The organism is Joostella sp. CR20, from assembly GCF_038433465.1.
GTDB lineage: Bacteria > Bacteroidota > Bacteroidia > Flavobacteriales > Flavobacteriaceae > Galbibacter.
In genome coordinates, this window is record NZ_JAESVF010000001.1 from 125,902 (window position 1) to 145,030 (window position 19,129).

At 34.1% G+C, this 19,129-nt stretch carries 22 protein-coding genes and 2 tRNA genes; 11 read left to right on the forward strand and 13 right to left on the reverse strand.

Annotated features, from left to right (window positions below; genetic code table 11):
* Positions 1-282: 282 nt before the first annotated feature.
* Positions 283-2,199, reverse strand: a complete 1,917-nt coding sequence (locus JMA43_RS00595; protein WP_342153882.1) for an ABC-F family ATP-binding cassette domain-containing protein — start codon at positions 2,197-2,199, stop codon at positions 283-285.
* Between the two features lie 64 nt (positions 2,200-2,263).
* On the opposite strand from JMA43_RS00595, the gene JMA43_RS00600 reads away from it, so the two are divergent.
* Complete coding sequence (locus JMA43_RS00600; RefSeq protein WP_342153884.1) at positions 2,264-2,674, forward strand: DUF983 domain-containing protein; 411 nt, start codon at positions 2,264-2,266, stop codon at positions 2,672-2,674.
* Between the two features lie 24 nt (positions 2,675-2,698).
* Here the strand turns inward: JMA43_RS00600 and JMA43_RS00605 are convergent, their stop codons facing one another.
* The 6 genes from JMA43_RS00605 to JMA43_RS00630 all read right to left on the reverse strand — a co-directional run bounded on the left by JMA43_RS00605 (position 2,699) and on the right by JMA43_RS00630 (position 6,962).
* Positions 2,699-3,757 carry an NAD(P)/FAD-dependent oxidoreductase gene (locus tag JMA43_RS00605; protein ID WP_342153886.1) on the reverse strand — a complete coding sequence of 353 codons (1,059 nt, stop codon included), beginning with the start codon at positions 3,755-3,757 and terminating at the stop codon, positions 2,699-2,701.
* Positions 3,758-4,003: 246 nt separating this feature from the next.
* Positions 4,004-4,339, reverse strand: a complete 336-nt coding sequence (locus tag JMA43_RS00610; protein ID WP_342153888.1) for a hypothetical protein — start codon at positions 4,337-4,339, stop codon at positions 4,004-4,006.
* Positions 4,340-4,758: 419 nt separating this feature from the next.
* Positions 4,759-5,391: a response regulator transcription factor gene (locus JMA43_RS00615; protein WP_342153891.1), complete on the reverse strand. Its 633-nt coding sequence runs from the start codon at positions 5,389-5,391 to the stop codon at positions 4,759-4,761.
* Between the two features lie 187 nt (positions 5,392-5,578).
* Positions 5,579-5,652, reverse strand: a tRNA-Asp gene (locus tag JMA43_RS00620).
* A 217-nt stretch (positions 5,653-5,869) separates the two neighbouring features.
* Positions 5,870-5,943, reverse strand: a tRNA-Asp gene (locus JMA43_RS00625).
* 86 nt (positions 5,944-6,029) lie between these two features.
* Positions 6,030-6,962: a DUF58 domain-containing protein gene (locus tag JMA43_RS00630; RefSeq protein ID WP_342153893.1), complete on the reverse strand. Its 933-nt coding sequence runs from the start codon at positions 6,960-6,962 to the stop codon at positions 6,030-6,032.
* 118 nt (positions 6,963-7,080) lie between these two features.
* Between JMA43_RS00630 and JMA43_RS00635 the strand changes: the two genes are divergently transcribed.
* The 5 genes from JMA43_RS00635 to JMA43_RS00655 all read left to right on the forward strand — a co-directional run bounded on the left by JMA43_RS00635 (position 7,081) and on the right by JMA43_RS00655 (position 10,620).
* Complete coding sequence (locus JMA43_RS00635; protein ID WP_342153895.1) at positions 7,081-7,959, forward strand: cell division protein FtsX; 879 nt, start codon at positions 7,081-7,083, stop codon at positions 7,957-7,959.
* A 10-nt stretch (positions 7,960-7,969) separates the two neighbouring features.
* Positions 7,970-8,233 carry a DUF3098 domain-containing protein gene (locus JMA43_RS00640; protein ID WP_342153897.1) on the forward strand — a complete coding sequence of 88 codons (264 nt, stop codon included), beginning with the start codon at positions 7,970-7,972 and terminating at the stop codon, positions 8,231-8,233.
* 18 nt (positions 8,234-8,251) lie between these two features.
* On the forward strand, positions 8,252-9,046 hold the full coding sequence (locus JMA43_RS00645) for an undecaprenyl-diphosphate phosphatase (protein ID WP_342153899.1): 795 nt from the start codon (positions 8,252-8,254) through the stop codon (positions 9,044-9,046).
* 12 nt (positions 9,047-9,058) lie between these two features.
* Entirely contained in the window at positions 9,059-9,748 is a 690-nt protein-coding gene (gene truB / locus JMA43_RS00650; RefSeq protein ID WP_342153901.1) for a tRNA pseudouridine(55) synthase TruB, read from the forward strand.
* An 86-nt stretch (positions 9,749-9,834) separates the two neighbouring features.
* Positions 9,835-10,620: a hypothetical protein gene (locus tag JMA43_RS00655; protein WP_342153903.1), complete on the forward strand. Its 786-nt coding sequence runs from the start codon at positions 9,835-9,837 to the stop codon at positions 10,618-10,620.
* Here JMA43_RS00655 and JMA43_RS00660 read toward each other — a convergent pair.
* Complete coding sequence (locus JMA43_RS00660; protein WP_342153905.1) at positions 10,603-11,214, reverse strand: thioredoxin family protein; 612 nt, start codon at positions 11,212-11,214, stop codon at positions 10,603-10,605. The genes JMA43_RS00655 and JMA43_RS00660 overlap by 18 nt on opposite strands.
* A 96-nt stretch (positions 11,215-11,310) precedes the next feature.
* Between JMA43_RS00660 and JMA43_RS00665 the strand changes: the two genes are divergently transcribed.
* Positions 11,311-11,880 carry a DNA-3-methyladenine glycosylase I gene (locus JMA43_RS00665; protein WP_342153907.1) on the forward strand — a complete coding sequence of 190 codons (570 nt, stop codon included), beginning with the start codon at positions 11,311-11,313 and terminating at the stop codon, positions 11,878-11,880.
* Here the strand turns inward: JMA43_RS00665 and aat are convergent.
* The 3 genes from aat to JMA43_RS00680 all read right to left on the reverse strand — a co-directional run bounded on the left by aat (position 11,877) and on the right by JMA43_RS00680 (position 14,092).
* The gene (gene aat, locus JMA43_RS00670; protein ID WP_342153909.1) at positions 11,877-12,512 is read right to left on the reverse strand and encodes a leucyl/phenylalanyl-tRNA--protein transferase; all 636 of its coding nucleotides are present in this window, start codon (positions 12,510-12,512) and stop codon (positions 11,877-11,879) included. The genes JMA43_RS00665 and aat overlap by 4 nt on opposite strands.
* A gap of 259 nt (positions 12,513-12,771) precedes the next feature.
* Positions 12,772-13,152, reverse strand: a complete 381-nt coding sequence (locus JMA43_RS00675; RefSeq protein WP_342153911.1) for a DUF3127 domain-containing protein — start codon at positions 13,150-13,152, stop codon at positions 12,772-12,774.
* Positions 13,153-13,216: 64 nt separating this feature from the next.
* Positions 13,217-14,092, reverse strand: a complete 876-nt coding sequence (locus tag JMA43_RS00680) for a flavin reductase family protein (RefSeq protein WP_342153913.1) — start codon at positions 14,090-14,092, stop codon at positions 13,217-13,219.
* A gap of 165 nt (positions 14,093-14,257) precedes the next feature.
* Between JMA43_RS00680 and JMA43_RS00685 the strand changes: the two genes are divergently transcribed.
* Both JMA43_RS00685 and JMA43_RS00690 read left to right on the forward strand, forming a co-directional pair.
* On the forward strand, positions 14,258-15,400 hold the full coding sequence (locus JMA43_RS00685) for a sensor histidine kinase (RefSeq protein ID WP_342153915.1): 1,143 nt from the start codon (positions 14,258-14,260) through the stop codon (positions 15,398-15,400).
* Between the two features lie 20 nt (positions 15,401-15,420).
* A complete protein-coding gene (locus tag JMA43_RS00690; protein WP_342153917.1) occupies positions 15,421-15,759 on the forward strand; it encodes a hypothetical protein in 339 nt (112 codons plus the stop codon).
* 2 nt (positions 15,760-15,761) lie between these two features.
* Here JMA43_RS00690 and JMA43_RS00695 read toward each other — a convergent pair whose 3' ends face one another.
* The gene (locus tag JMA43_RS00695; RefSeq protein ID WP_342153919.1) at positions 15,762-16,151 is read right to left on the reverse strand and encodes an HIT family protein; all 390 of its coding nucleotides are present in this window, start codon (positions 16,149-16,151) and stop codon (positions 15,762-15,764) included.
* A gap of 90 nt (positions 16,152-16,241) precedes the next feature.
* A complete protein-coding gene (trxA, locus tag JMA43_RS00700) occupies positions 16,242-16,559 on the reverse strand; it encodes a thioredoxin (RefSeq protein WP_342153921.1) in 318 nt (105 codons plus the stop codon).
* Positions 16,560-16,754: 195 nt separating this feature from the next.
* Here trxA and JMA43_RS00705 point away from each other — a divergent pair, with 195 nt between their 5' ends.
* On the forward strand, positions 16,755-17,171 hold the full coding sequence (locus JMA43_RS00705) for a 3D domain-containing protein (protein WP_342153924.1): 417 nt from the start codon (positions 16,755-16,757) through the stop codon (positions 17,169-17,171).
* 50 nt (positions 17,172-17,221) lie between these two features.
* Positions 17,222-19,129 (forward strand): TlpA family protein disulfide reductase, encoded by a 1,908-nt coding sequence (locus tag JMA43_RS00710; RefSeq protein WP_342153926.1) that lies wholly within the window; start codon positions 17,222-17,224, stop codon positions 19,127-19,129.

Below are 19,129 nucleotides of genomic sequence, written 5' to 3' on the forward strand. Positions count from 1 at the left end.
ACGAAACAAAAAAGTCAAGACTGATTTAAAACACATATTCATCTTTCTAATGTTGAATTTACATTAGTTATCAAGACAACAAAAACCTTACACAAAAAAAAGAGTGTTGGAAAAACCAACACTCCGTAAATCAATCAAACAAACTAACTAAAATATGGATCAAGTTTCTTTAACCCTAGTGACGCGTAAATTATAAAATGGTTGATTGTACTACACCACTAATATACTTACAAGTTAGCTTATAATTCCGTAAAATGCATATTTTTTCGATGAAATACACAATTATTGTAAGTTATTCAATTCTTCTGTCAGTAAATACCACGCTTCAGTTTCTTTTTCTAAGAGCTCTTTTTTCTTATTATAGTTCTTAAAAAAGTCTGGCTTTGCAATTAATTCATCATGATTTTCAGCAAGTTCAGCATCAATAGAAGCAATTTCTCTTTCCAAATCGGCTACCGTAGTTTCGGCCTTACTGATTTTATTTTTTAAAGCCTTTAGCTTTTTTTGGTCTTCAAATGATAACTTCTGAGCAGTTTCTTCTTTTGGAGTAGTTTTTGCAACTTCCGTTTTTTTCTCAACTGCTCTAAAGTCGTCCATTTTTCTTTCTTCTAAATAAAAATTAATATCCCCTAGATATTGTTTTATTTGATGGTCTCTAAACTCATAAACACTGTCGGTCAAGCCTTGTAAAAAATCCCTGTCGTGAGAAACTAATAACAAGGTCCCTTCGAAATTTTTAAGTGCTTCTTTAAGTACATTTTTCGATTTAATATCGAGGTGATTGGTAGGCTCATCCATTACCAAAACATTAAACGGATGCAGTAACATTTTACACAGCGCAAGTCTGTTTCGCTCCCCTCCAGAAAGTACTTTCACCTTTTTATCTACATCGTCTCCTCTAAACAAAAAAGCTCCCAACATATCTCTAACTTTCGACCTGTTACTGTCGCGCGCTTCATCGAGCATGGTATCCAAAATAGTTTTTTCACCATCTAGATATTCCGCCTGGTTTTGTGCAAAATATCCTATTTGCACATTGTGACCCAGTTTGAGTTCTCCAGTATTCTTAATTTCTCCAACAATAATTTTTGCTAAAGTTGTTTTCCCTTGTCCGTTTTGCCCAACAAAAGCCGTTTTTGTATTACGCTCAATCATCATGTTGACGTTGTTTAACACAACTTTATCACCATAATTTTTACCAACACCTTCTGCCTCTACCACCACTCTTCCTGGTTGTACCGAAACAGGAAAACGAATATTCATTACTGCGTTGTCTTCTTCATCAACCTCAATACGCTCTACTTTATCTAACTTTTTGATAAGCGATTGCGCCATGGAAGCCTTAGATGCTTTTGCTCTAAACTTCTCGATTAATTTTTCTGTCTGCTGAATTTGCTTCTCCTGATTCTTTTGGGCGTTCATTTGAAGCTCGCGCATTTCGGCACGCAAGGTTAAATATTCAGAATAAGGTTTATTATAATCGTATGCTTTTCCAAGCGAAATTTCTATGGTTCGGTTGGTAACATTATCTAAAAACATTTTATCATGCGAAACAATTACCACCACTCCTGCATACACTTTCAAAAACTGCTCCAACCAAATAATAGACTCGATATCGAGGTGGTTGGTAGGCTCATCGAGCAATAGCACATCATTATCTTGAAGTAAAAGTTTAGCAAGTTCGATACGCATACGCCACCCACCAGAGAAAGTATCTGTAAGTTTATCAAAATCGTCTCTTTTAAAACCAAGCCCTAAAAGTACACGCTCGGTTTTCCCTTGGTAGTTATAACCACCAAGAATTTCATATCGATGCGTTAAATCGCTTAAATCGATAATTAACTGGTTGTATGATTCACTTTCATAATCGGTACGCTCTGCCAATTGTCTGTTAATTTCATCCAATTGGAGCTCTAAGGCTTTAATTTCTTCAAAAGCTTGATACGCCTCTTCAAGCACCGTATTTCCTAAAACAAAGTCGATATCTTGCTTTAAAAATCCTATTCGAACTTCTTTATCCGTAGAAATAACACCACTATCTGGCTCCATTTCTTTTGAAAGTAGCTTCAACATGGTCGACTTTCCTGCTCCATTTTTCCCAATCAGACCAACACGGTCTCCAGGACTCAGCCTAAAAGCTATTTCTTCAAATAAATATTCGCCTCCAAAAGAGACAGAAAGGTTGTGAACATTCAACATTTTAGTGGTAATTATCAATTAAAAAGACACTAGAATATAGTACTTTTGTTTAAAATTTTTGCAAATGTTAAAAAAAGGAAGCAAACTATACAGTATTTTAACAGGAACTTGCCCAAAATGCCAAGAAGAAAGTATGTACGCAAGTAAAAATATGTACAACCCCAGCGAAACTTTGCACATGAATGAGCATTGTTCTAGTTGTGGTACAAAATACAAAATTGAGCCTTCATTTTTCTATGGTGCTATGTATGTGAGTTATGCTGTTGGAGTGGCTTTTGCTGTTGCTGCGTTTATAATTTCCTATTTGTTTATTGGGACGAGCTTAAAAACTTCTTTCTATGCTATTATCGCAACAATGATTGTTTTTATGCCTGTAATTATGCGATGGTCTCGAAATATCTGGATTAACATTTTTATTAAATACGATGCTAATGCCGTGAAGAAAAATAGCGCAAAACCTAATGTTAATCAGTAACTAAATAGTATAACACATTCATGTTTACATGGCTTTGAAATATTTATTTTCAAACCTTTTAATATCAATTTCTTTTTCTAAAGAAATTTCATTCTCGATATAATCAAATAGCTTCTGAGCAACATAAGGAGATATCATTACCCCGCGACTTCCTAATCCGTTTAAAATAAAGATATTTTTATGATTTGGATGATTCCCTAATAGCGGTTTTCTATCAATAACTGTTGGACGAATACCCACCAATTGGTTGGTAACTTTATAGTCGCTTTTTAAAAATCCTTGTAATTTTTCTTCGAGTTCGTGGCGAGCCTCTGTTGTAATTTCATTTGTTTTATCTGCCCAATTATTTGTTGCTCCAACTTTGTATTTGTTTCCACCTAAGGGAATTATAAAAGCACCCGATTTTAAAATAAAGTCTAAGTCGAAATCTTCAATTTCAATATCGAGAAGTTCACCTTTAGTTCCTGTTAACGGTAAATAATTAAAAAACGGATTGTATTGCAAACCAAAACCTTCACAGAAAACAATTTTCTTGGCTGTGATATTTTTGTACATAACACAATCATCTTCAATTTGTAATTGCTGATAATCAATACGTTCAGCAAAAAACTTAGCCTGCGATTTTAAATAAGAAATATAATGCAGTTGTAATTTATTTACATCAACACGCCCCGTATGCAACACTTCTCCAAAACCAAGTGGCGCATTTATTTTTTGATTTGTATTTTTAAGTAATGAAGTAGAAAGAAAGGGTTGTAAGTTTGGTTTATCGGAAGCTTCAAACCAAGTATTTTGCTCTTCAATAGAAGCAAACTTACGAAGCACTTGAAGCTTGTGATCTATTTTAATCGAAAGCTTATCTTCTAATTTTTTATAATATGGCGTAAGTAATTCTAACTGCTCTTGAGATTTCCACACAGCTGTAAAACGCTTCAAAGTTACTGGATTGTACATTCCACCTGCCACATTTGACGACTGCTGAGAATCGTCATCAAATACCACAAATGATTTTTGCTGTTCCTCTAAAGTTTCGCAAAAGGCTATTCCTCCCAATCCGACTCCTACTATAATATAATCTACCATTTTACAAAAGTACTATTTAAGGTGGTAAAATGAATAAGAAAAAAAGGCACAAAAAAAATCCTTGCTTCAAAAAGTAACAAGGATGAAATTTTAACTTAAACTAGTGCTAACTCAAATAAGTTTTTTTCTAAAAATGAATAATATGAAAAGGAGTATTAATAATACTTCATATCCTGAACCTGCGATGGTGGCAAAAAAACTAGATTTTGCTATTAAAAAGTGTGTCATATCAAAAGTGTTTTGGGCTTATGCAGCCATTACCAATAATGAATTGAAATAGTTTACAATTTCGTTTTTGTGTGTAGACATATCTACAGCTATAAGTCCGTAGATATTTTTAGCTTTCTCATACACGTCTTTATCCGACGAGCATAATATTATTGGGATATTTTGTTTGTACACTTCAAGCAAATCCAACAGTTCTTCTGGAGTATAAGCAAAGAAAATAACGGCTACGTAATCTTCCGCTTTTAAATTGATTGCTTCAAAAGTTTCACAAACCTCAAAAGCCTCTGCTACTAACGCGCTTTTCTGCAATAGTTTTGAGAATGCGCTTTGCGAATCATGTACTAATATCTTCATAGATCAAGCTAATTAACAATTACACTAACTATTGGGTTTGTAAAAAATCATTATAAAAAAGGGGAATTCTTACAATGAATAGAGAAGTTTCTTGCGAAAAAATTATTTTTCAAATAAAAAGGCTTAAGGAAAGAATAGCGATACAGAATAATCTATATCAAACCAAATAAAAAAACCTACTAATTTCTACCTACTATTACTCTCTAACCTTAAGCCTTAATCAATAAACCAACCTAAAGTCAACCTCATAAACTAAATGTTTATTGAGCTCTAACTCGTAGACAAAAGTATAGCACGTATGCGAATAAAATAAAAAAATGGGTACAGTGAAATTCTATAAACATATACATTAATTTTAATGTATATATTTTATTTTACTGAAAATCAATATATTATGTTTTGTATATTTATCAGAAGTGTTATTTAGAGAGTACGTAACCCTCTTCAATTGCTTTTAAAATTAAATCTACAGTTCTATTTACATCCATTTTAGCCATTAAGCGCTTGCTGTAAAAATGAATTGTATTTACACTTAAATCTAATTCGTATGCAATTTCTTTTGCAGTCATTCCATCACACATTAAGTTAAGTAACTGTAATTCGCGTGGAGAAAGTTTTACTTCTTTTTTGTTGAAGTTGTCAACCATTGCCAATGTAGCATTTTGACTAAAATATGGTTTTTCGTTATTCTGTTTAAAATGAACTATCGCTTCGATAAGTTCGGAGATTGCATCTTGCTTAGTTACATATGCATTCGCTCCAAACGATATTGCATCCTTCATTATTTTTGTAGATACAGACGAAGAAAGTACAATTATTTTTAAATCTTTAACCTTGCTAAATTCTCGAATCTCTTTGATAATTTCTAACCCATTTTTTTCAGGCATAAAAACATCAATAATAATAAGGTTTACATCATTACTTTTAATATACGCTATAAACTCTGGATGCGAAGTAAAAGATTGCTTACTTCTTACTTCTGGAACATTTTCCAGTATTCCTACAACCATGTCGGTAATCATTTTATGATCATCCAATATTGCTACACGCATATTCTTATACTTTGTATTTTAATTCCTTACAAATTTAATAATATCTGCTTACAAAAGCTTATTTTGACTTCAAAATAAAGTTAATGCTTTCTAAATTAAAACAAAAGGGAAATTTATAAGTCGCTTCGAAACAAAACAAAAACAGTCTAAAAACAAAAAAAGCCTCAACAATTGTTGAAGCTTTTTGCGGTCTGGACGGGATTCGAACCCGCGACCCCATGCGTGACAGGCATGTATTCTAACCAGCTGAACTACCAGACCTTTATTTTGCGAGTGCAAATATACACGCTATTCTTTATTATGCAAACCTTATTTAATAATTATGTATAAAAAAAGCCTTCAACAACTCGACATGGTCGAGAGGAAAGCCTTTCATTGGTTTAACTACTAAACCTTCAGCAGTATTTCTACCACTGAACAACACAACTATTTTAATGCTAAAAAAGCCTCAATTCTCATTGAAGCTTTTTGCTTTTAGCGGTCTGGACGGGATTCGAACCCGCGACCCCATGCGTGACAGGCATGTATTCTAACCAGCTGAACTACCAGACCTTTTGCTATTGCGAGTGCAAATATACATCGCTTTTTTAATTCCACAAGTATTTTTTTACAAAAATTAAATAAATTAAAGCTCAATACTATTTAAATTTTTGACGTTCAACTAAATATGTTTGTAAAATTTTATTGAAATTCTTGTTCACATCTACAGCCACATACTTAATTTGATACTTTGCACATTGTATTTTTATTGTTTGCTGAAACTTTTGCATCAAATCTTCATAAGCTTCTTTTACATTATCGGCATACAAATCGATGGAAGCCCCAGTTTCAACATCAACAAAACGCTTTGGAGTATTATCAAACGAAAAATCAAACTCCTTTTCTTTATCCATCACATGAAAAAAAACAACCTCGTGCTTATTGTATTTTAAATGCTGAAGTGCTTTAAACAATTCTTCTTGATTGGTTTCCGTCTGAAATAAATCAGTAAACAAGAAAATAAGACTTCTACGATGAATTTTATTGGAAATTTGATGTAAATATGTATACGTTTTTGTTGCTGAAATTTCTTTTTTTTCTGAAGTTAACATCGATTCTAACGCATGAAGCAACAAATGTTGATGACGCTCGCTTCCTTTCTCGGGAGCATAAAACTCATAACTATCAGCATAAACACTTAAACCTACAGCATCGCGTTGCTTTTTGAAAATCTTCATCAATGAAGCCGATGCCAAAGCCGAAAATCCAATTTTATTTAATTGTTGTACCGACTGATTTTTTAACGCAGGATAATGCATCGAAGCAGAATTATCGACAATAATATGACACCGTAAATTGGTTTCTTCATCATACTTTTTGGTGTACAACTTATCGGTTCTACCAAATAGTTTCCAATCGATATTACGTGTACTTTCACCTTGGTTGTAAATTTTATGCTCGGCAAATTCCGAAGAAAACCCATGAAACGGACTCTTATGCATTCCGCTAATAAAGCCTTCCACCACTTGGTTTGCTAACAAGTCTAAATTTCCAGCTAATTTTAAGTTGTTTACTTCGGTTTGTAATTTCATCTGTACAATTTTTCAAAAGGCTATATTCAATTTATAATTTAATCGCAATCTTACACGTTTTAAATTATAGCGATTAAATTTACTTTATTACTTTTACACATCCAATTATATTTATTATATGAGCAAGTCTTTTGAGCGCTACCAAAAACGCAAATTAATATCTTCATACTTTTCTGTAATTCTAAGTATTGCACTTGTTTTATTTTTATTGGGAGTATTAGGGCTTTTGGTCATCAACACCAAAAAACTAGCAAATCATTTTAAAGAACAAGTGGCTATTACGGTATTTTTAAAAGACAACGCCAAGGAGGTTGAAATCAATCAGCTTCAAAAAAGTTTGGCAATGACCGAGTACACTAAAACTGCAACTTTTGTTTCGAAAGAAGAAGCTGCAGAAGCGCATAGTAAAGAAATTGGCGAAAACTTTTTAGAGTTTTTAGGTTACAATCCGCTTCAAAACTCTATCGATGTGCATCTAAACGCGCAGTATGTAGCCACCGATAGCATCCAAAAAATTGCAGACGATTTAAGTAAAAAAGAATATGTTGCCGAAGTTTCGTACGACAAACCTTTAATTTCGTTACTCAACGAAAATGTAAAACGAATGAGTTTCTGGATTTTAATTGCAAGCGCAGTTTTTACACTCATAGCCGTATTACTCATAAACAGTTCCATCCGTCTTTCGGTTTACTCAAAACGTTTTATTATTAAAACAATGCAAATGGTTGGAGCCACCAAACGTTTTATTCGCAGACCGTTTATTTGGACAAGCGTTAAACTGGGAATGGTGGGTGCCATCGTAGCAATTATCGCTATGGCCGGACTTTTATATTATGTTGATGTAAAAATGCCACAATTAAATTTACTTTCCGAACCACTTATTCTAGCAGCATTATTTGCAGGAATTTTTGTGATGGGAATTATAATTACTTGGATTAGTACGTATATTGCAACCCAACGTTTCTTAAATTTAAGAACAGACGATTTATATTATTAAAAACAATCTCGTGAAAAAAGAATCTCAACATACACCCGATAACGGTTTTATATTTCAGAAGAAAAACTACCTTTTTATGTTTATAGGGTTGGCTTTCATTATTATAGGTTTTATTTTGATGAGTGGCGGAGGAAGCAACGACCCAAATGTGTTCAATCCAGAGATATTTAGCTTCAGAAGAATCCGTTTAGCACCAACACTTGTACTTATCGGGTTTGGAATTGAAGTATACGCCATTCTTTTAAATCCTACTAAAAAGAAAACAAACTCTTAATTACTTCAACAGAAAAGCATGGAAGTTATAGACGCTATTATTCTTGGAATTATCCAAGGACTTACAGAGTTTTTACCTGTTTCTTCAAGTGGGCATTTAGAGCTTGGAAAAGCTATTTTAGGCGACAATTCTTTACCGCAAGAAAGTTTACTTTTTACCGTAGTACTTCATTTTGCAACAGCTTTGAGCACCATGGTTGTTTTCAGAAAAGACATTTTGGAAATTGTAAAAGGTGTTTTTAAATTTTCTTGGAATGAAGAAACAAAGTTTACCCTAAAAATTATTATTTCCATGATTCCCGCTGCGCTTATTGGTTATTTCTTTGAAGAGCAATTGGGACTACTTTTTAACGGCAATGTTTTACTGGTTGGTTTTATGCTTATCGTTACTGCCTTGTTATTGTATTTGGCCGACAAAGCTAAACACACAGGAAAACCAGTAAGTTACACCAATGCGTTTGTAATTGGGGTGTCGCAAGCTATTGCAATGCTACCTGGAATTTCAAGGTCTGGAGCAACAATTTCAACTTCTGTTTTATTAGGAAACGACAAAAGTAAAGCAGCACGATTTTCATTTTTGATGGTCGTTCCGTTAATTTTCGGGAAAATTGCCAAAGATGTTTTAAGTGGCGAATTATCATTCGAAGGACACAACACTCCTACCCTTGCCATTGGTTTCATCGCTGCATTTGTATCGGGAATTATAGCATGTACTTGGATGATTCAACTTGTAAAAAATAGCAAACTTATTTACTTTGCAGTATACTGTTTTATTGTTGGGTTGATTGCAATTGTATTGGGTTACTTCTTATAAAAAATATAAATAATGTACACGGAAGATTCTATAAAAAGCGGACAGATATTATTAATTGACAAACCGCTTACCTGGTCTTCTTTTCAGGCGGTAAACAAAATTAAATGGGCCATCAAGAAGAAGTTTGGTCTTAAAAAAATAAAGGTTGGTCACGCTGGAACGCTCGACCCTCTTGCTACAGGACTCCTTATTATTTGCACAGGGAAATTCACCAAAAAAATACCCGAACTACAAGGTCAAATTAAAGAATACACAGGCACCATTACACTTGGCGCTTCACGACCATCGTACGATATGGAAACCGAAATTGATGCTGTATTTCCTACGGAACATATTTCAGAAGAAAAAATCCAGAACGCTACTAAAACTTTCTTAGGAGAAATCGACCAGTATCCGCCAGTATTTTCAGCATTAAAAAAAGACGGAAAAAGACTGTACGAATTTGCTCGTGAAGGCGTTGAAGTCGAAATAAAATCTAGAAAAATAACCATCGAAACTTTTGAAATCACGGCTATAAACATGCCCGAAGTTGAGTTTAGAGTGGTATGTAGCAAAGGTACTTACATTAGGTCTTTAGCCCACGATTTTGGAAAAGCCCTACAATCGGGTGCGTATTTATCGGCTTTAAGAAGAACCAAAATAGGCGATTTCAACGTAAGTAATGCAATAACCCCAGATGCTTTTGCCGAAGAATTAGAATAAAAATCATTGCATCAAACGAATATATTGCTTGTAGTTTAGGCAAAAACCATAATATTTTTATCTTTAGCATCTAGGTTACTTTACCTATGGATTATAAAAAAATAACACATCAATTTAACCGTGCTAGCGACAAACTTGTTAGTAAAATAAACCAGTTAAACAACCGGCAATTAGCCTTGATTATTTCGAGTTGTTTGATGGGGATTTTTTTACTGACGCTTCTCAATATTCAACTAGCAGGTCAAAAAGAAGAAGAGTTTTTATACGAATTGAGTTTTGATGAAAAGCTTTTAGAAGAAGAAATTCCGCAGGAAGAAGAACTCACCCTTACCGAGTTAGAAACACACAAAGCATACAACGAAGCCGAAAAACAACAATTTGCCGACGAGGTTGACAATTTTAAATCGTTAGAAGAATTACAACAAGAAGCACAAAAAGCTACTAGCGAAACTCCAGACAACAGCACTGATGCCGTAAGTAACGAAGCTTCCAACAACGGATACGCTAGCGATTATGCTGAAAAACTTCAAGAACAACGCCGAAAAATTGAAGCGCTTAAAAGAAAAGGAAACGCCCCAAAAGTCAATATAAAAAGGCGAACAACCATAACGTATTCTTTATTGCATCGTACGCATGTAAGTTTGCCAAACCCAGTGTACACCTGCGAAAGTTTTGGAAAAGTGGTTGTAAACATCAAAGTTGATACACAAGGAAATGTTATCGATGCATCGTTTAACAAAAGTAGCTCGACAACTTCCAACGGCTGTTTGGTTGAAAACGCCACCAACTATGCGTTAAAAGCAAAATTTAGCCCTTCCACCAACAGTTCTGAGCAGATAGGAACTATTACTTATTTATTTCAAGGAGAGTAATTCAAGTAAATCCTCGATAGTATTTTGCCCTTTATCTTTATTGTACCAAACTTGTAAATCTTGCTTAAATTCTGGTGTTAATTTTCCGTGTGCTTCCTTATACGCTTTTACCATATTTGTTGCTATTGACGGACGCGGACCCCAACAATCAATCACTTCATTCACGGCATCATCTACCATAATTAACTTCGGAATTGAACGACTTCCACGCGTTAAAAAATGATCCATTAATTGCTCATTTTCATCTCTTAAAACTACTTTCAAAGTAATATTTTCTGAAGCTTCAGCAATTGCATTTATTATAGGAAGCGTTTGAGCGGCATCGCCACACCAACTTTCTGTGGGCACTAACCAAGTTACTTTTCGGTTGAATGATTTTAATTTCTCTTGAACAGATTCTAGCAACTTTACCGTTTTATCCAAGCGCTTCATACGTTTGTGGTTAAGCATGCTATAATTAGACAAAGCTTCAGTTTGTTCCACTCCAGTCGATTTATTTTCAAGTACCAACTGCTCCACCAACGCTCTATAATCGGCGTACGTATAACTCTTTTTTAACCCTTCTTTGATAAGCACTCTAACTATTTCTTCCATATTATAAATATCGATTAAATACTATTTCTTACTTTTATACTTTAGACTCAAATTTAAGTAAAACTTACAGTTACAATACTGATAAATATCATACGGATGAAACGTTGCGGTTGGTGCGAAGGCGATGCCCTTTATGAAGCATATCACGATACAGAATGGGGAGTTCCTGTTTACGACGATGCTACTATTTTTGAATTTCTCATTTTGGAGACTTTTCAAGCTGGACTTAGTTGGATTACTATTTTACGAAAGCGAGAAAACTTCCGAGAGGCATTAGACAATTTCGATTATAAAAAAATAGCTTCTTATGATGAAAAAAAATACGAAGCTTTACTTCAGAATGAAGGAATCATCAGGAATAAATTAAAAATAAAAGCGACCATTACCAACGCGCAAAACTTCATGAAAATTCAAGAAGAATTCGGAAGCTTCAGCAATTATATTTGGAGTTTTGTTGACGGAAAACCTATTCAAAATCAACTAAAAAACTATAAAGAAGCTCCTGCAAACACTGAAATTTCGGACGCTTTGAGTAAAGATTTAAAAAAACGAGGATTTAAATTTGTAGGTTCAACCGTGGTTTATGCGCACATGCAAGCTACAGGAATGGTAAACGACCACGAAGAAAATTGCTTTAGGTATAGTGAAGTGAAAAAATTAGCTTAAGCTTTTAAAATCTCAATAAATTCTTCTCTTAGAATCTCCCTTGCACCCAACGAATATAAATGGTCGGTGTACAATTGACAATCGATGAGTTGGTAGTTTTCTTTTTCTAGCTTTTGCGCCAAATATATAAATGCGGTTTTGGAAGCATTACTCATTTTAGAAAACATACTTTCCCCACAAAATACATGTCCCATATCAACACCGTAGAGTCCGCCAACGAGTTTTTCTTGATGCCAAACCTCAACAGATTTTGCATAACCCATTTCATGAAGCTTCACATAAGCCTCAATCATACTTTGGTCAATCCACGTCCCGTCTTGACCTTTACGAGTAATCTTGGAGCAGTTTTTAATTACTTCTTCAAAAGCAGTATTAAAGGTGACTTTAAAAAGTTGTTTCTTTAAAACCGACTTCATGCTCTTTGATATTTTTACTTCGGAAGGGACTAACACCATTCGAGGATCTGGACTCCACCACAATATCAAATCGCCTTGATCAAACCACGGAAAAATTCCTTGTTTGTATGCTTCAATTAAACGCGCAGAAGACAAATCGCCACCCATGGCAACAACACCATCAACCGAAGCAGATTCTACCGGAGGGAATTTTATATCTTCTGTAAGAAAAACCATTTATTTATAGTTTTTTTGTTATAAAACTCAAAAAAAGTGATAAAAAAAGTAAATTTAACTTGTATTTATTAATTAATTATCACAAATTTGGCGCATGTCATTGTACTTAATTATTTTCATCATTGCTTTTTGAGTTTAATACAATGACGTACCTAAAACCACAATATACCCCCTTACCATATTGGTTGGGGGTTTTTACTCCCCCAAGCATTACATTAAATCAAAAAAAGGAGCTTTTTTTAAAGCTCCTTTTTGTTTTTTAGAAAGGTAAATCGTCGTGATCGTCTTCTTTAAAATCGTTTGCAGGTTCAAACGCATCTTCAGGTGGCATAGGAGGCATTTCTGGAGCTCCACTTGGCGCCGATTGAAGGTTTTCAATTCGCCAACCTTGAATAGAGTTGAAATACTTTGTTTCTCCCTGTGGATTTACCCACTCTCTACCTCTAAGGTTGATACTCACCTTAACTGGTTGCCCAACTTGATATGCATTTAAAAGATCGCATTTATCTTGAATAAACTCCACAAGAATATGTTGTGGGTATTGTTCTTCTGTTGTAATAACCAATTCTCTTTTTCTAAAACCGTTGCTACCGAAGGTTTTAGTTTCGTCTATCAACTTTATTTTTCCTTGTATTTCCATGCTTCAAAAATATTAAAAATATATTCAATTTACTCCTTGTTGGAGTTTAAAATCTGCTAAGTTTTTAACGAGTCATTAAAAGCAACCAAGCAGTTGTTACATCATTTTGTGCAATAAGTTGTTGTGCCTTTTTATGTTTAGCTTCTTCGTTTGCCGACTTGATAATGGCTTTTATTTCTTCGGAAGCAGTATTTTGAAAATCTGTTACCGCAGTAGCAGTAGGCAAACTTTCTACATTTCCTAAAATACCAAGATCATTTCCAGTTAACACTTTACTGTATCGGATGTTTTCAGGAATAGCATCTACTCCAATCCCAATACTTGAAAGCGGTTTTGGCACCTCAAACATTCCTGCATTGGCACGACTGTACCAGTTTCCTCCCATACGACTCACCAAGTCAATTTTATATTGATCTATTTGTCCGTTTTCATCCAGAACAGCTTCGTTAACGTGAAGCTTTACAACTTCACAAACAATTAAATTTCCGGCACCACCTTGTTCTCCCAACGAAATAACTTCATTCACCTTACATTCAAACTGAACAGGAGATTCAGCGACTCTAAAAGGCTTCACAACATCCGACTTCAGCATTGTTAAACCTGCTTTTTCAAACTCATTTACACCTTTTTCATATTCTGTGCTACTCAACGAAGTTTGCTGTACAATGTTATAATTCACAACATTTACCACTACTTCTTTAGTTTCCAAAACATTTTGTAACGTGTGTTTTGTTGTATTATCTCGAACCCTTCTATTGGCAGAAAAAATCATTATTGGAGGATTCGAACTATACACATTAAAAAAACTAAAAGGCGATAAATTTACAGCTCCAGAGGCGTCTATTGTACTTGCAAAAGCAATAGGTCTCGGACTTACTGCACCGAGCAAATACCCATGTAATTGTGCTGTGGAAATTTCTTTAGGATCTATAGATAACATACCGTTGTTTTCAACAAAAATAAGGAAATAAAAATGGTATAAAAACGTTTACACTAAGTCTAATTTTCTTTTTAAAAGAAGTATAAAAACTAAAAGCACCGCCTTTATTTTAAGGTTTTACTTTATATTTATGGACTGGTAGCACAAAGCCATCCTTACAGACTCATGAAAAAAGCTACACGTTGGATTTTAATATTATCTTCATTAGTAATTGTTGTTTCGATTTTATGGAACACCTACGTTTTCTTTCAGAAATTTAAAGAAGAAGAACGCAATAAAATGAAGATTTGGGCAGAGGCTTTAGGGGAGTTTTTACAAGACGAAGACCTAGATCGCGACCTCGGAATGCTTACACTTGCCGTTATCAAAAACAACACCAGTACACCTATTATTTACATGGGAGAAAATGGAGAAATTAGATCGAATAACCTCCCCGAAGACAAAGCCAACGACTCTATTTACATTAAAAATAAAGTAAAACAATTTGTTGCTGAAAATGCGCCGATTGAAGTTACGTTTAGAAACGAACGCTACGGAACGCTCTACTACGGTAACTCAGACGTTTTAAACAATTTGAAGTATTACCCAATTGCGCTTATTTTAATTATTTCTTTTTTCGGAGGAAGTGTTTATTTCTTTTATCAGATATCTAAAGTTGCCGAGCAAAACAAACTTTGGGCAGGAATGGCAAAAGAAACAGCTCACCAAATTGGAACGCCTCTTTCGTCATTATTAGGATGGACCGAACTTTTGAAATCGGAAAATGTACCGCCTACAATTACAGAAGAAATTGAAAAAGACATCGATCGGCTTTCAACCATAACAGAACGTTTCTCTAAAATTGGATCGGTTCCAAAACTTGAAAAACTCGATATCATTTCAGAAACAAAAAATACTTTTGACTATATAAAAGCTAGAAGTTCGAAGCTTGTAAATTTTAAATTTGAAGCGCCCGAAAATACTATTTTATGCATGGTGAATCCACAACTTTATAGTTGGACCATCGAAAACCTTATTGTAAACTCCATTGACGCCATGAAAGGTAAAGGAGATTTAACGATTGAAGTTGTTGAAGACAAGAAAACCGTAAAAATAAACGTTATAGATACAGGAAAAGGGATTTTAAAAAGTGATTTTTACAAAATTTTCGAACCTGGATATACCACCAAAAAAAGAGGATGGGGATTGGGACTATCGCTTGTTCGAAGAATTATTGAAGATTATCACAACGGAAAAGTTAAAGTTCTAAATTCTGTAATCGATAAAGGAACCACCATTCAAGTTTCCCTCAAAATTGAAGATGCATAAATCAACAAAAACAACCTACAGTGAAAATATCATACGAAGAAATTAAAGAAGCTACGCTAACTAACAATTGTCCTGAATGTTTCTCGAATGAAGGTTTAACTCTTACATTCTTTCAAAAACATGCGGAAAATACTTGGTACCATACCGCTACCAAAGAAATAACCGATAAAATTGTGTGTAGCAATTGTAAAACTACCATTTACCCTGTACGATGGACAGAAGATATTGAGCGGGTAAGAGATTTTTATTTTAAAAGTATTCAATCGCCAAAAACCTATTTCAAATTAACTCGGTTTTCGATTGTTTGTTTGGTTGCAATTATTGCCGTTGCAATATTGCTCACTATATTTTTGAAGTAATTTTAAAGAAGTGCACTTACTTTTTCTGCAATGCTTTTAAATTCGTCATCGCTAAGTTTTATTTTTTGCTGAAATGTCATTTCTCCCATGTGGTTTAACGGAATTAAATGTACATGTGCATGTGGAACTTCTAGCCCAACAACAGCAATCCCAACACGTTTACAGTCGATTACTTTTTTTAAAGCTACAGCAACTTTTCTTGAAAATGCCATAAGCCCCATATAAGTTTCTTCATCTAACTCAAAAATCTTGTCAACCTCCTTTTTAGGAATACAAAGTGTATGCCCCTTAGCATTTGGATTGATGTCTAAAAAAGCATAAAAATTTTCATCTTCAGCAATTTTATAACTTGGAATTTCTCCATTGATAATTTTTGTAAAAATAGATGCCATAGTGGGGAATCGTAAAACGCGTTAATAAACTATAAAAATAAAAAAGGTTTGACCAACAGCCAAACCTTTTTTATACTTAACATTGTTACATTATAACAATGTGTCAATTGCTTCATTGTAAGCAGTTTTAGGAGCAACACCTACTTGGCGTCCTACAACTTCTCCGTTTTGGAAAACTAAAACTGTTGGGATATTTCTCACGCCGTATTTCGCTGCAAACTCTTGATTTGCATCTACATCTACCTTTCCAATAACAGCTTTACCTTCATACTCCTCGCTCAATTGGTCAATAATTGGAGCTACCATTCTACATGGACCACACCAAGCTGCCCAAAAATCTACTAATACAGGTTTATCACTTTTTAAAACTACTTCGTCGAAAGTAGCATCTGTTATCTCTAAAGCCATTTTATTTATTTTTAATGAGTTCAACTTAATTCTGCAAATTTAGTCAATTATTTCTCGAATCCTTACAGTTGATGTATTTGTTTTAACTATAGATTCATTTAAATAATTGATTACGAGCTTTAAATTTAGTATTTTTTCTATAACTTACAGAACTATTTATTTTAATCGACACTGTCCATCTGAATAAAACATTCAATGAAACTTTATTTTTTCATACTAATATCGATAGCCTTTAACACGCTTCTAAATGCTCAAGAAGGTAACATAAACGACGATGATTTTATTTGGACTCCGTTACAAGTTAAAGCTTCGGCATACAATTCATTAGAAAATCAAACTGTAGGAAACCCGTCTATTGGTGCCTGGGGCGACTCTTTACAGCCAGGCATGAAGGCAATTGCTATTTCTAGAGATTTATTAAAACTTGGAATTACACAAAACACCCCTATTAAAATTGAAGGTTTTGACGGGATTTACTTTGTAAAAGATAAAATGAATGCACGGTTCCATAAAAAAATTGACATCTACATGGGAATCGAGCTCCAAAAAGCAAGGAAGTTTGGCGTAAAACACTTAAAAATTTGGTACGGTTTGCCCAACACTTCCCCTTAAATTAAAACAAAAACACTACTTTTAAAACCCATTAATCAAAAATAGATAATATGAAAACCCTCATTTATTCTTTAGCATTAATACTTCTATTGAGTGCTTGTCAAACAGAATCCTCTAAAAATGAAAGTTTAACTACTGGAAAATTAACGCTTCTCAATGCAAAGCCATCTCCTGGGGAAACTTTAGAAATCTCGTATAACGAATCGAATCCAGACAGTCTTGAAGCTGTTGTTTTTTATGTAGTTAATACCGCTGCTTATCCATACGACATCGATTTTAAAAAGAATTCTGATGCGCTAACAGCTAGCCTTCAAATTCCAGATTCGGCCACTGCTATTTCTTTTAATTTTAAAAAGAATGACCAACTCGACACAAACAACAAACAAGGTTATGTTTTCCCTCTTTACAAAGAAGACCAATCTGCACTTCCTGGAAGTCTTGCAGCCAGCGCTTATCATAAACTAGTTTATGGAGAGAGAAATGAATTGAATGTCGAAAAAGATTCTATTCTGAATGCCATTAACACAGACGTTAATTTACATCCAGAAATTCGAGAAACATGGAACATTCCTTATCTAAGCTTAATGTACACAGAGCGTGCCACGGAAGGAAAAAAACTTGTTTCGTCATATATTGATTCGTTAGCTTCAAAAGAAAATTTATCCGAAGAAAATTACAACACTTTAAATAGATTATATCTTTTGAGTAACAACCGTGAAAAAGCCGATTCGATTAAAGAAGCTGCTATAGTTGCTTTCCCAAAAGGAGAAATTGCAGAGCAGGATAAGTTAATTAAAGTATATCGCACAAAAGATTTAGCTGAAAAAGAAGAAGCCTACAAAAATTTTAAAACTGAATTCCCAACGTCTTCAGGGCGTATGAATGACATTGTGCTTCAATCACTCGCAACAGCTTACTACAAAGAAGGTAATACCGAAAAGTTTAATGAATACGCGAATTTAATTGAAGATAAAATGACCACAGCATCTGCCTACAACAATATTGCATGGACAAATGCTGAAGCCAAAAAAGATTTAGATTTTGCTGAAAATATCTCAAAAAAATCGCTTGATTTAATCAAAAGTTTAGAAAACGAACCTGATAATAAACCAGTTTTTTATTCTGAAAAGCAATACAAAAATCGTCTCGAAAGTGTTTACAAAATGTACGCCGACACCTACGGACTTGTATTGTTTGAACAAGGAAAAATTAAAGACGCTATCGCTTCCCAGAAAATTGCAGTGGGAGAAGGAAATACCATCACAACAAACAAAAGGTATTTGGAATTTTTATTAGCAGACAAGCAGTACGAAACTGTTTTAACTGAAGGAGAAGTATTCATCAAAAAAGGAAAATCTTCCCCAGAAATGTTAGATTATTACGCGGAAGCTTATAAGGCAACAAAAGGTGAAGTAGGACTCGACACTAAAATAAACGAACTAAAAGATGCAGTTTACGTACATTTAAAAGGAGAAATCGAAGAAAATCTTCTTGACGAGGAAGCTCCTTTGTTTACATTAAAAGATACCCAAGGTAATGAAGTAAGTTTAGCTTCTTTAAAAGGTAAAGTTGTAATTCTAGATTTTTGGGCTACATGGTGCGGTCCTTGTAAAGCTTCGTTCCCAGAAATGCAACAATTGGTTGAGAAGTATGAAGACGATGACAAAGTTGCCATATTATTTGTAAACACCTTTGAGAATACTCCAAAAAGAGAAAAAGACGTTACTGGTTTTATTGCTGAAAATAAATACGATTTCCATGTAATTTATGACGACCCAATTAAAGATTCTAGAAAATTTGTTGTTGCAGATAGTTATGGTATTACAGGAATACCAACAAAAATAATTATCGGCCCAGACGGAAAATTAAACTATAAAGCGGTAGGATACGAAGGAAACGGAAAACTTCTAACAGAAATGGAAATTCTTATCGATATATTACAAAACAAAAAAGCGTAA